This is a genomic window from Ekhidna sp. (genome assembly GCF_965212185.1).
Taxonomy (GTDB): Bacteria; Bacteroidota; Bacteroidia; order Cytophagales; family Cyclobacteriaceae; genus Ekhidna.
Genome location: NZ_OZ243102.1, coordinates 1,079,477 through 1,091,719, shown reverse-complemented (window position 1 = coordinate 1,091,719; position 12,243 = coordinate 1,079,477). Strand labels below are relative to the sequence as shown.

General features: G+C 38.2%; 12 protein-coding genes. 4 read left to right on the top strand and 8 right to left on the bottom strand.

Going from position 1 to position 12,243, the window contains the following annotated elements; translation table 11 throughout:
- The first annotated feature begins 41 nt into the window (after positions 1-41).
- Both ACOMC3_RS04745 and ACOMC3_RS04740 read left to right on the top strand, forming a co-directional pair.
- On the top strand, positions 42-500 hold the full coding sequence (locus ACOMC3_RS04745; RefSeq protein WP_420318384.1) for a hypothetical protein: 459 nt from the start codon (positions 42-44) through the stop codon (positions 498-500).
- A gap of 51 nt (positions 501-551) precedes the next feature.
- Positions 552-1,052: a hypothetical protein gene (locus ACOMC3_RS04740; protein ID WP_420318383.1), complete on the top strand. Its 501-nt coding sequence runs from the start codon at positions 552-554 to the stop codon at positions 1,050-1,052.
- A gap of 62 nt (positions 1,053-1,114) precedes the next feature.
- Here the strand turns inward: ACOMC3_RS04740 and ACOMC3_RS04735 are convergent, their stop codons facing one another.
- Entirely contained in the window at positions 1,115-1,489 is a 375-nt protein-coding gene (locus tag ACOMC3_RS04735; RefSeq protein ID WP_420318382.1) for a hypothetical protein, read from the bottom strand.
- Positions 1,490-1,640: 151 nt separating this feature from the next.
- On the opposite strand from ACOMC3_RS04735, the gene ACOMC3_RS04730 reads away from it, so the two are divergent.
- A complete protein-coding gene (locus tag ACOMC3_RS04730) occupies positions 1,641-2,219 on the top strand; it encodes a hypothetical protein (RefSeq protein WP_420318381.1) in 579 nt (192 codons plus the stop codon).
- Positions 2,220-2,247: 28 nt separating this feature from the next.
- Here the strand turns inward: ACOMC3_RS04730 and nspC are convergent, their stop codons facing one another.
- The 6 genes from nspC to ACOMC3_RS04700 form a co-directional block, all read right to left on the bottom strand.
- The gene (gene nspC / locus ACOMC3_RS04725; RefSeq protein ID WP_420318380.1) at positions 2,248-3,363 is read right to left on the bottom strand and encodes a carboxynorspermidine decarboxylase; all 1,116 of its coding nucleotides are present in this window, start codon (positions 3,361-3,363) and stop codon (positions 2,248-2,250) included.
- On the bottom strand, positions 3,360-3,866 hold the full coding sequence (locus ACOMC3_RS04720) for a DinB family protein (protein WP_420318379.1): 507 nt from the start codon (positions 3,864-3,866) through the stop codon (positions 3,360-3,362). Before ACOMC3_RS04720 ends, nspC begins: the two co-directional genes overlap by 4 nt.
- 2 nt (positions 3,867-3,868) lie before the next feature.
- Positions 3,869-5,074: a saccharopine dehydrogenase C-terminal domain-containing protein gene (locus tag ACOMC3_RS04715; RefSeq protein ID WP_420318378.1), complete on the bottom strand. Its 1,206-nt coding sequence runs from the start codon at positions 5,072-5,074 to the stop codon at positions 3,869-3,871.
- 42 nt (positions 5,075-5,116) lie between these two features.
- The gene (locus ACOMC3_RS04710; protein WP_420318377.1) at positions 5,117-7,741 is read right to left on the bottom strand and encodes a DUF5916 domain-containing protein; all 2,625 of its coding nucleotides are present in this window, start codon (positions 7,739-7,741) and stop codon (positions 5,117-5,119) included.
- A 127-nt stretch (positions 7,742-7,868) separates the two neighbouring features.
- A complete protein-coding gene (locus tag ACOMC3_RS04705) occupies positions 7,869-9,155 on the bottom strand; it encodes a hypothetical protein (RefSeq protein ID WP_420318376.1) in 1,287 nt (428 codons plus the stop codon).
- Complete coding sequence (locus ACOMC3_RS04700) at positions 9,136-9,693, bottom strand: RNA polymerase sigma factor (protein ID WP_420318375.1); 558 nt, start codon at positions 9,691-9,693, stop codon at positions 9,136-9,138. Before ACOMC3_RS04700 ends, ACOMC3_RS04705 begins: the two co-directional genes overlap by 20 nt.
- 78 nt (positions 9,694-9,771) lie before the next feature.
- Here ACOMC3_RS04700 and ACOMC3_RS04695 point away from each other — a divergent pair, with 78 nt between their 5' ends.
- On the top strand, positions 9,772-11,064 hold the full coding sequence (locus ACOMC3_RS04695) for a type IX secretion system plug protein domain-containing protein (protein ID WP_420318374.1): 1,293 nt from the start codon (positions 9,772-9,774) through the stop codon (positions 11,062-11,064).
- Here the strand turns inward: ACOMC3_RS04695 and ychF are convergent, their stop codons facing one another.
- Positions 11,065-12,162 (bottom strand): redox-regulated ATPase YchF, encoded by a 1,098-nt coding sequence (ychF, locus tag ACOMC3_RS04690; RefSeq protein ID WP_420318373.1) that lies wholly within the window; start codon positions 12,160-12,162, stop codon positions 11,065-11,067.
- Positions 12,163-12,243 lie beyond the last annotated feature (81 nt).

The following is a 12,243-nucleotide window of genomic DNA, read 5'->3' as shown; positions in this document are numbered from 1 at the left end:
CTTTTGAATGAATACTTATATCTAATCAGACAATACAATTTATGAAACGATTATCGAACTTACTAGCTGCCTTAGTTTTTGCTTCCTTAGTTATTTTTATGTCATGCGGTGGCGGTGGTGATGATCCTGCTCCAGATCCTTTAGAGGAGATTGCAGCTGATTTGACTATTTCCGGATGGGCTCAGCCTTCAACAGTGCAAACTGATGGTGGCGTAGCTGATGGAGATTGGTCTGGCTTTACGATTACCTTCTCTGGAACAAAAGATGGAGGTACTTATACCGTAGCTGGAGTTCCTGATGGATTCAGTGATGTTTGGGCAAATGGTACATGGGATTTTGGGAATAGCTCAGGATCTGTTATTAACAAAACTCAAAATGGTGTTACTACACCTATGACTGCTTCTATTTCAGAAAACAGTCTTTCTCTTGAGTTTGATGTAACTGAATCTACCGCTAGAACTAATGGTATTACTGGCGAATGGACATTCGTTTTTAATTAATCTGTTAAGAATTTTAAAAATTGAAGGGTAACTTTGTGTTACCCTTTTTTTATGCTCATAGAAGAAAAATATTTCGCTCAGGACAAAAATTATCTACTTAAGTCCGTGCAGGCATTCTCGAAAGAAGTCCTACTTAAAGAATGGCTCCAGCAAATTTTGACTTCTTATAACTTACTGCATAACCCCATGGGGTTGGAGGATGATTTCATCATTGAGCTTAAACAAAAGATTCATTTTGCAAAAGAGCTATTGGAAGATAATTATGACATCTTATCAGCGATCTACAGGCACAATCATGCTGACAATCAATTGGAGATCATGTGGGATGGCAGATCGCACATGGAGGCATACGATGCTGACTGGAAAGAGATGTATGCTGTCTGGATATCTCAGCTCTCTTTTATAAAGGAGGTCCAGAGACCCATTATCAAATTTGCAGTGTCTGAAGGTGGCATCAATCATACATTTTTAAAACAATCCATTAGAAGAGCAATACTTAGTCATTTTGGATTGAGAATGCGATCACAAACACTCTATCGAGTGAGCGCATAGCTTAATTTCCTAAAAGTTGATGAAGATTTCTTCTTTCGTCGATATGATACTAAAGATTAAGTCTAATGCTTAATCCGACAGACCTTGCAGAATTTCTGCTTTCCAGGTGGGCGTTTTTTGGGAGGTCTTTTATGGCCATGAAATTTCTTTCCTTTTTTCGCCTCTCTCCTATTATTTTTCCACACCTTGCGTTCCACCTTCTCATTTTCCGCATAAGCCTTACTTACTCTGCTGCGAAAAGCAACTAACTCTTCTTGATTGGTCTTGCTTTCGGCTTTCTTATCCTTCTTTAGGAAATTAAAAAGACCTTTCTTTTCTTTCTTAGCTGCCTGATATTGCGGTTTAGGAGGTTTTCGTATTTCAGCACTTCGTGTATTCTGTGCAAATGACATTGAAGCAAAAAAACCAACAAATAGAATCAAAACAATTTTTCGCATAACACCTTTCTTATCCTCTCAACGATTTTGATTGAAATTATTGCCAAAACTGTAGAAAGATTTGCTGCTATCATAAAATTGGTTAATCTTTTGCTTAGATATGAGATATGACGGCAAACCATTTTAATTTTCCGGTCGTTATCAAAGCTTCATGAGGCAACTAATCTTTTCTTTCTTACTAATCATTTCAGTCATAGCATCCGGGCAAGAGGTAAGAGAGTCTGTACTCATTGGTAAAATGGAGCAAGGAGCTCAGCTAATGGCATTAGGTAAATATGATAGTGCCCAAATTCTTTTTCAATATGTCCTACAAAATATGGAAAAGTTGCCCTCTGAGATGGCTTATTTCTTTGGGCGAAATAGTTACCATCTAGGTAAATACAAGCAGAGCATCAACTGGCTAAACAAATACATTCAGCTAAAAGGAACAAAAGGACGTTACTACGAACCTGCCATACAATTTCTGCAATTTGCAGAAGATGAATACCTACGGATTCAACGAACTCAATCAGAGCAATTTGCTGTTGATCTTGAATCAGCTGAATATGATTGTGGGGGACTTGAAAAAATGCTTTGCCCGGTTTGCCACGGATCCGGTGTGGTTGTTCATCAGGGTTTGTTTGATGAGGTTTATAAAACCTGCCCATATTCATTGGGTGAAGGATACCTATCGTGTGAAGAATACAATCTTTTTATGCGTGGTGATTTAGATCCAAAACTTAAGGATTAAGTTTAGTCAGTCCGATCTACGAGAAAATTTATGAAAGACGATTTTTGAAATCCTCGTAACCAAATTCACGAAGCAATTCAAAATCTCCGTTAGTTTTAAGTATTCCTATGGAAGGATGCTTGACTCCATTAAAAGTGCTTGTTTTCACCATTGTATAATGGATCATATCCTTGAATACAATCGAATCACCAATCTGAAGTGGTTTCTCAAACCAATATTCATCTAAGAAATCACCAGCAAGACAACTAATTCCTCCCAATCGATAAGGGTGCCAGTCATCAATAAAGACATTAGAACCTTTTTCAAGTTTTGGTCGATAAGGCATCTCCAGACAATCCGGCATATGACAGGTAAATGAACCATCGAAAATGGCCGTCTTTTTTCCACCATTATCGACAATGTCCAGGATAGATGAGTGTAGATCTCCAGTCTGCCAGGCAAATGCACTACCTGGTTCAAGGATGATATCAACCTTATGCTTTTCTTTAAACGCTCTCAAAAGATTAATGAGATGATCCGTATCATATCCTTGGCTGGTCATCAAGTGACCACCACCCATGTTTACCCACTTTATTTTAGGCAATAGATGACCAAATCTATTTTCTAATGACTCTAAAACTTTCTCAAGTGCATAAGAATCCGACTCACACAACACGTGAAAGTGAAGCCCATCTACACGTTCAGGTAGTTCTATCAATTCTTTACTTGAAATTCCTAATCTGGAAACCGGACTTGATGGATTATACAGATCAGTCTCTACATCTGACCATTCGGGGTTGATCCTTAATCCTACGCTTACCTCAACTGGAACACGACTTATAAATTTGTTGTATTGACCAATGGAGTTAAAAGTGAGATGAGATGAAGCGGAAACAATTTGATCAAATTCCTCATCAGTATACGCAACACAATAGGTATGTGACTTTACACCCATTTCTTCATTACATAGCTTTACCTCATTCAGAGAACTTGCTGTAGCGCCTCTCACATATTTTTTAACAATAGAAAATGCTCCCCACATGGCAAATCCTTTAAACGCCAGAATGATTTCAATTCCTGCTTTTTTTTGGACGCTGTTTATCAGTTTTAAATTTTGAATGAGCTTACTTTCATCCAAAACAAAGCAAGGAGATGGAATCTTCATTTAGAATATCGCTCTTTTATAATATTCATGTGATGAACAAGATGGCCTGAAATAATGTATCCTATTGCTTCAACACTGATTTTAGTCCCGTTAGCTATACCCTCTTTTTGTCTTTGCTCACTACTCAAAGAAGCAAACAAATCCACAGATGCTGCTCTTACATTGGTAAACTCTGTGAGTAAGCTGTGAATGGATCGAGCGTCCGCATTTGCCTCTGGCACATAATCATTCTGTTCAAATCCAGTAAGCTCAGTGGCATCTCCTCTTCCAAATCTTAAAGCTCGGTAAGCAAAAATTCGTTCAGAATCTGTCGCATGAAGGATAATATCCTTAATGCTCCATTTGCCTTCAGCATAGCGATAGAGTCCTTGCTGCTCAGTGAGTTCCCTACAAAAAGTAATGAAATCATCACCGGTTTTTAGTAATAAAGGGACAAGCTCACCTTCTCCAAGCGCTTGAACATAAACTCTATAAAACTCCGGTACTTTTTGAATATCAATCATAATTAATCCATTCCCAGGTCAAGGTCATGTTTTTCATACCATGGTAAACCTGATGCCGATAATTTTACAAGGAAGGGATCTGAGTCAAATTCTTCCACGTTAAAGACACCTGCTCCCGTCCACTTGTCAGTCAGCATCATGTACGCTCCAATCATGGCCGGCACGCCTGTTGTATAGGAAACCCCCTGTGCACCTGTTTCATCATACGCTGCTTTGTGACTACAATTATTCCAGATGTAGTAGGTTTTTTCTTTACCATCTTTGATACCTTTTATTCGACAACCAATAGATGTTTCTCCTTCGTAATTCTCTCCTAAATCTCCAGGATTTGGAAGAACCGCTTTTAAGAATTGCAATGGTACGATCTCTTTACCTTCATAATTCACAGGCTCAATAGAAGCCATTCCAATGTTTTGAATCACACGAAGGTGAGTTAGATATTCATCCCCAAACGTCATCCAGAATCTAGCGCGTTTGATTGAGGGATAATTTTTAACAAGCGATTCTAACTCTTCATGATAGAGAAGGTATGAAGGTCTCTTTCCAATATTTGGATAGTCAAGCTCCTTCCTGAATTCAAATGGGTTGGTTTCTACCCACTCACCATCTTCCCAGTACTTGCCCTTTTGGGTGATTTCCCTGATATTAATTTCAGGGTTGAAATTTGTCGCGAAGGCTTTTCCATGATCTCCTGCATTGCAGTCCACAATGTCCAGGTAGTGAATTTCATCGAAGAAATGTTTTGCTGCTCTGGATGTAAAAATTCCAGTCACTCCTGGATCAAATCCACAACCAAGCACTGCGGTGAGTCCAGCTTCTTTGAACTTATCCTGGTATGCCCACTGCCATTTGTATTCAAACTTAGCTTCCTCTGGTGGCTCGTAATTTGCGGTATCCAAATAATGCACACCTGCTTCGAGACAAGCATCCATGATGGTTAAATCCTGATAAGGTAACGCCACATTAATGACCAATCTGGGGTTGTGCTTTTTAAAAAGCGTAACAATTTGATCAACATGATCAGCATCCACCTGGTCAGTCTCTATGCTTACACCGTGTCTATTTTTAATATCGGCTGCTATCTCGTCACATTTTGATTTAGTGCGCGAAGCAAGGACAATTTCTTTGAAAACATCTGAATTTTGGGCACACTTAAAGGCTGTCACACGGCCAACACCTCCTGCACCAATAATCACTACTTTGGACATATTCGGGTTTTAAGATTTTACCCAAATTTAGTAGGAACTACTTCAAAGAATAAATCGATAGGTGTATTTAATTAGGAAAGTATTATTTCCTGAAAGTCCTGAAAGTTGCGATGCAAGATCACTAAAGCTATTGTCTCTTGATTGATCAAAGTATGACCCATTCTTAGACCAAACCAGAAACAAAGTAGAGCCTGGTATATACTCCCATCTCATTACAAAATTTGATCGGATCTGTACTATGTTAAAGTTTGGATCACTGAATGTATAATCTGCTTCGGAGTTACCACTCTCATACACCTCATAAATACCATCTTCTGAGTTGAAGATGATTTCAGATTCATCAAATGTGTAAAATCTATTGTTATAGTTCTCAGCGTTGGGTAAATGCGCCCTTTTAAACTGCGAATACTCACCTGCCGCAATAAATGGTTGCCCCCAGAACTCTAATGTGAGATTTGGTGTAATGTTGTAATTAGCTCTAATAGACATGCTGTATGTTTTCTGTTCCACACGCCCCAGAACATATCTCATCTCAGCATTCTGTTCTTGCTGGGAGATATATTGCAGGTCATTCCTGCTTAAATTAATATCAGGAGAGAGGGATATTTGAAGAGCATCCGTTGGTCGAATATTAATATTAATAGACATCCCCATACTTTTCCTAAAATCATTTTGTCCCCAATTGAACCAGTTGTTAAAAGATACCCTAACATTTTTTCTGCTGTTTGATCCAATCCAATACCAATAATTGATATTTCCAGGATACTTAATCGAAGGACCTCCTCTTAGGTCAGCATTTGAAACTCGATCGCCACCTATCCACATTCCCTGACCAAACCCCCAATAATTTTTGAATTCCCAATTCATATTAAGATTCATTCCTCGATTGGTAATAGCTCCGCCAAAATCACTGTTGTATTCAGCGTAAAAGTTATAGTTCTGTGAACGGAACATATTGGTGACTTTATTCACTCGATACTGCGTCCAGAACCAATTATTAAAATCATCGGTTTGACGAAGGAATCCGGCATCATTAAGTGCCAGCTCAGGGGATCTATAGTTTGAGCCAACCGACCAACGCCAATTGCCGCTTCTTTTGCCAAAAGAGAGAGTGGCAGCCGTTCCAGTCAGTGAAGTACGTGTGGTGTCGACATCTTTATGATTGTTATCTGGTCGTTGGAAATATCGTTCCGATGATGTTTGAGTGTTGTAGATAGCTCCTTGAGTTCCTTCAACCTGACTGAACATAGCTTTAAATTCCAAACCATATTTCCTGTCCTTAAAGTTATGGTCAAGATCAATTCCAGCACTTGTAGCATTGTCATGAAGGTACTCTAACCCATTGCCTCGATTATCAAACCTCTTAACATTGGTAGCGAGAGCACCCACTACCGTTTTGCCCCCGTCAATGTCTTGTTGCACACGACCAACTAAAAAATTAGTAAAAGGCTCAACAATTTCTTCTCCACCTGACCCATCTTCATAAATAACATCAGCACGCTCTTTATTTGTTAACGATTCTAGCACTCCCCAAGAAAATCCTTTAGCATTTTTACCCGTAATTTTTGCGGCTCCAATGATTCTTGTATTGTTAGGGTAATCCATGTATTGAACATTTTCAGGACTTCCATGTGGCCTTCCTCCTATTCTTCTTGAATAAAACAGGTTATTAGGTCCTCCACTTGTTCTAAATGAAAGCAGGTTACTACCCTCCAAAAAGAATGGTCTTCTTTCTCTGAAAAAAAGCTGAAATGCAGAAAGATTCACAGCAGATGGATCAGCATCTACCTGACCAAAATCCGGATTAAATGTAAGGTCCAGAGTGATGTCAGATGTAATTCCCACTTTCGCATCTAATCCAACATTGGTATTAAATTCCTTTCCTTCATCCCTAAAAGGATTTTCTTCTTCTTTCTGGTATTTCTCTAAAGAAGTCAAGACATACGGCTGTATTTCTAACTGTTTCTGAGGCTTAATGCCTTTGATCCCATTTAATTCTCCAAACAGGTGAACCCATCCTGGTGCATTAGGATCAACAGATTGCCATGTAGATCGTTCTTCTTCTCTGAATATTCTTCTGGTAAATTGAATTCCCCAAGTATGGTTTTCCTTATTGGCAAATCGTAACTGTGAGAGAGGTATTTTAAATTCTGCAATCCATCCCTTATCGTCTATGCTAGTTCTAAGATACCAGATTGGATCCCATGTCGAATCCCAGTCATCTCCATTATTCGAAACGTATTCATCGCCTTTTACTCCCGAAACTGAGGCGGTAAAAGAAAAAGCGGTTCGTTTATCAAAATAGCTATCAATATTGATCTCTACAAAGTCTCCATCAAATCCATCTCGTCGAGACATCCTCTCCACAATCTTCTCTGGCTCTGTGTCATGCGCTCTAATTCCTACATAAAGGAATTTCGCGTCATATAGAATTTTAAATTGTGTTTGCTGCTTAGGTGCAACATTATACTCAGGCCTATGTCCGATAAAATCACCACCCCATTCCACCTGACTCCATGCCTCATCATCCAGTTTTCCATCCAATGTTATTGGGGTTTCTGCCCATGCCGTAGTATAGGATTTTTTCGGGGGTAGTTCTTCTTGAGCTTTACCCTTGAGGCAAAAAATTGACAAAAGAGCATAGAATAGTAGTCCTGTAGAGCGCATGGTTTTGAGTTAGTTGACCATTAAAAGACACAAAGTGAATGCGCACGTTGCATCATGCTTTAGATACTCTACTTGTGATGAGAGGTTACATCTTTTATGCGAAATAGGAATATTTAGGGATAGAAGGCTAGTTCAGAGTGTATCTAAAGCCCGTTTGCACCAAGAATCTTGAAGGCGAATTAACTGAATTACTGATAGGAGTTATAGAATGCCTGTAATTAGGCTCAATAGTCAAATCAAAACTATTTGATAACGAATAACCTACTTCAAAGCCTCCTATTCCATCAAAAGACCAATCGTTATATAGGTTTAGCTCATCACTATTCAATATTTGTTTTGTTGGGTCCGACAAGTTGCTTCCTACTAAGTAGTTAGCTGAAAGGCCGGCATTTAATCTTAAGCTTAATTTTTTGTCAAGTACAAAAAAACCTGCTTTTAAGGGAATTGAAGCAAACTGAACATTATTATTCAAGGCAATCTCATGATCATAATTTTCTTCAATCTCAATAGTTGCTTCACGAGAATTAATGCCTTGCTGACTTCCATCATCTATGCCGCCATTGTCGTTGATAAGGTCACTATTATCAATGGTGTAAACATCCAAGACATTTATCGAAGCTGAACCTCTATTGCTCATATTTGTATAGGCAACACCACTTTCAAGTGTCCATCTTTTTCCTAATGACATACCAAAATCAACGGCTATCGATGTAGCAATGCCTTCTTCCATGTCTTGTTGGATATTGGTCGTTGGATTAACAAAGTTTCCAGAACCGATGGCAGAGGCCAGGCCACTAGGCTTCAACGAATTGGATAATACTCCAGATCCTGAAAAATCAGAATTGAAATTACCTGCTCCGGCTTCTATTCCAGCCCATAGTTTAGAATCATTATTAGCCGATCCATTTCTTTTTGAATACCCTACCCCAGCAAAGTAATACGGATAGATTTCACTTTCAACCTTAGCTTGCTCGAGGTTGGACTTTTTGTAATCAAGCACTAGTACATCCTTAAAATCAAGTGTTTTAATTGGTGCTTCTTTTTGCTCTCCTACAATATCGGATGGATTTCCAACTGGGGTGAATGTAAAAGTAATTAGCTCATGACTGACAAAGGGTTGATAGAAATTACCATAGTCCCAGTCATCAGCCAGCAATGCATTATATGTTTGTAATTCTTCAGTGCTACTAGCTTTTTTTGTATTAAAAGGAGATACCAATACTCCAAGAAGTAGAACTGCAATGAAGACAGCAGCAACAGACATCCACTTATACATTGAATGCTGGGATGCATAAGCAGCTACAAAGTCAGCGTTTAAAGAATTTTCAATATTCTCCCAAACGCCTTTTGGTGCTTTTAATGTTTGATTTTCAAACTTCTTTTGGATGCTATTTTCAAAGCTCTCCGGACCCATATCTTATCTTATCTCTCTGCAAAACCTTTTCCGCAAGCAATGATTTAGCTCTTGAATACTGAGATTTGGAGGTTCCCTCACTAATCTTCAGCTTCTTAGCTATCTCATGGTGCTTATATCCTTCAATAGCGAATAAATTGAAAATCACCTGACATCCGGTTGGTAAATCTCTAACGAGTTTCAACAATTCGTCATAACTCATTTCAGCTATTACCGACTCTTTTTCACTCCAACTATCCAAGTCATTTACATCAACCATCGGGTAGAGATAGAGCTTGCTTCTCTGGTGATTCAGGGCTGTATTAACAACAATCCGCTTTATCCAGTATGCCAATGAAGAATCCTTTCTAAACTTCTTAATATTCTTAAAGACTTTAATGAAAGCTTCTTGAAGAATGTCCTCTGCTTCTTGCTGTGCCTTAGAATATCTAAGTGCTACAAGGTACATTCCATCACAATACTTATCGTAAAGTGCTTCTTGATACTCTCTTTTGCCTTTTTGGCAGCCTTTAATCAATTTTTCTTCAGAAACCGACATTCATATTGGCATTTAAATAGACCCGATGCTGATTATTATAGTTGCAATCTCTAATTTGGGTTTTCTATCTCTAAAGTTATGAAGAACCTGGCGATAATTACAATTTGTTTTCTATTAGTACAATGCGAACCTGTTGTACCCCAACAATCCCTTCAGGAAAAAAAAATTATTTTCGATAATCATGAATATGAAAACCTGGTTGGATTCGCTAAAATTCTTCCTTTTGAAAATGGTCAGATACAGGAATTAGAGAATCCGGTGGTGTCTCTTAACAATTCTGAGCAACTCATTCTAAGTTTCGACCTCCTAACTGATCAATTTGAAAACTTAAGTGCTAAAATTTTCCATTGTAATCGAGATTGGAGGCGTTCTCGATTACGAGATATGGAATTTATGAATGAAATAAACAATTTCAGAATCACTGAATTTGACTATTCGGTTAATACCATTCAACCTTATATTAATTACAGATTTGAAATTCCCAAACCATATCTGTCTGGTAATTATGTATTGGCTGTATTTAGAAGAGCAAATCCTAATGATTTAATTTTGACCAGAAAGTTTTTAGTAGTCGATTCTAGAACTTCGATAGATCACACAGTGCGAATAAGTACGACAATTGACAAGAGAGAAGAAAATCAACAGTTGGAGTACAGTATTTCTTATGGTAATCTGCAGGTCAACTCCCCTATTCAGGATATTCAAACGGTAATTCTACAAAATCATAATTGGAATAGTTCTATTGAAGGAATTGAGCCAACCCTAATCAGACCTAATGATGGTTATATGGAGTTCCGCCATTTGGATTTAAGTACCAACTTTTCAGGCTGGAATGAGTTCAGATTTGCAGATTTAAGAACACTCAATGTTGCAGGACGAAACGTTGGACGTATTACCAATACTGGATCTAAAATTATGGCTCCATTGAAACTCGATGGAACTAGGGGAAATATTACTTATACTCAAAATTTTCAGGATATTAACGGGAACTACATTATTCAAAACAATGATCCCGGTGAGGGCCAGCTTAGTGCTGATTATGCATTAGTGACTTTCGCCCTTAAATCCAATCCTATAGATGGCGAGGTTTATGTAACAGGCAGATTTAATAACTGGAGACTTAATAATGAAAACAAAATGACTTATACAAGTCAAAACGGATTGGGAAAATACCAAACGTCAATTTTTTTGAAGCAGGGGTATTATGAATACCAATATTTGGTTCAAAGTTCTACTTTAGATCCATATCACTTTGAAGGCAGCCATTTCCAGGCAGAGAATGAATATGAAATATTGGTTTATTATCGAAAACCAGGAAACATCAACGATGAGCTAATTGGATACAAGAGGTTTAGGTCAATTGAGCGGTAATCAGACATTAAATCTGAAATGCATTACATCACCATCTTTGACGACATACTCTTTACCTTCAATGGCTAATTTACCAGCCTCTCTGCAGCCAGCTTCAGTTTTAAACTGCTGATAGTCAGGTATTTTGATAACCTCGGCTTTGATAAATCCTTTTTCAAAATCCGTGTGTATCACACCCGCAGCTTGAGGTGCTTTCCAGCCTTTCTTGATCGTCCATGCACGAACTTCGGTTTCACCAGCGGTGAAATAGGTGATCAAATCCAATAATGAATATGAAGCTTTGATTAATCGATTAAGCCCGGATTCAGTCAATCCATACTCTTCAAGAAACATTTGTTTCTCTTCAGGATCCTCAAACTCAGCAATTTGAGCTTCAAGTCCTGCAGAAACCAGTATCAATTGGGCATCTTCATTCTTGATATTGTCTGCAAGCTTATTACTCCATTCATTCCCGGAATTGATAGACTCCTCATCTACGTTGGCCACATATATAATAGGCTTATCAGTAAGGAGTTGAAGTGGTTTGATCCATGCTCGCGGTTCTTTATCCATCTCAAGTGATCGTGCATTCTGACCACTTTCAAGATGAGCTTTAAATTTTAACAATACGTCATGCTCTGCTTTAGCTTCTTTGTCACCAGACTTTGCAATCTTTTGTACTCTTTCGATTCGTTTATCTACAGACTCTAAATCTTTCAGTTGAAGCTCTGTATCAATTACTTCTTTATCTTCAATTGGATCAACTTTTCCAGAGACATGCACAATATTATCATTGTCAAAGCATCGAATGACATGTATGATAGCATCAACCTCACGGATATTTGCTAGAAATTGGTTCCCCAGCCCTTCTCCTTTGCTAGCTCCTTTGACTAATCCAGCTATATCTACGAACTCTATTACAGTAGGAAGAACTTTCTTAGGATTGACTAAATCTGACAGAATCTGTAATCTCTCGTCTGGAATAGTTATAACACCAACGTTTGGTTCAATAGTACAAAACGGAAAATTTGCTGCTTCTGCTTTCGCATTGGATAATGCATTAAACAAAGTGGATTTACCAACATTTGGTAGTCCAACGATCCCACACTGTAATCCCATAGAAATTAATTATTGAATGAATTTATTTTCGGAGCGCAAAATTACTCCATAAAATAAAAAAGCCTCCCGAAAATAATTCAG

Bases quoted from the DNA above. Each gene is read 5' to 3' on its own strand.
- ACOMC3_RS04720 (WP_420318379.1), bottom strand. From the start codon at position 3,866: ATGATTGATATTCAAAAAGTACCGGAGTTTTATAGAGTTTATGTTCAA.
- ACOMC3_RS04695 (WP_420318374.1), top strand. From the start codon at position 9,772: ATGAAGAACCTGGCGATAATTACAATTTGTTTTCTATTAGTACAATGC.
- ACOMC3_RS04745 (WP_420318384.1), top strand. From the start codon at position 42: ATGAAACGATTATCGAACTTACTAGCTGCCTTAGTTTTTGCTTCCTTA.
- ACOMC3_RS04740 (WP_420318383.1), top strand. From the start codon at position 552: ATGCTCATAGAAGAAAAATATTTCGCTCAGGACAAAAATTATCTACTT.
- ACOMC3_RS04735 (WP_420318382.1), bottom strand. From the start codon at position 1,489: ATGCGAAAAATTGTTTTGATTCTATTTGTTGGTTTTTTTGCTTCAATG.
- ACOMC3_RS04710 (WP_420318377.1), bottom strand. From the start codon at position 7,741: ATGCGCTCTACAGGACTACTATTCTATGCTCTTTTGTCAATTTTTTGC.
- ychF (WP_420318373.1), bottom strand. From the start codon at position 12,162: ATGGGATTACAGTGTGGGATCGTTGGACTACCAAATGTTGGTAAATCC.
- ACOMC3_RS04730 (WP_420318381.1), top strand. From the start codon at position 1,641: ATGAGGCAACTAATCTTTTCTTTCTTACTAATCATTTCAGTCATAGCA.
- nspC (WP_420318380.1), bottom strand. From the start codon at position 3,363: ATGAAGATTCCATCTCCTTGCTTTGTTTTGGATGAAAGTAAGCTCATT.
- ACOMC3_RS04715 (WP_420318378.1), bottom strand. From the start codon at position 5,074: ATGTCCAAAGTAGTGATTATTGGTGCAGGAGGTGTTGGCCGTGTGACA.
- ACOMC3_RS04700 (WP_420318375.1), bottom strand. From the start codon at position 9,693: ATGTCGGTTTCTGAAGAAAAATTGATTAAAGGCTGCCAAAAAGGCAAA.
- ACOMC3_RS04705 (WP_420318376.1), bottom strand. From the start codon at position 9,155: ATGGGTCCGGAGAGCTTTGAAAATAGCATCCAAAAGAAGTTTGAAAAT.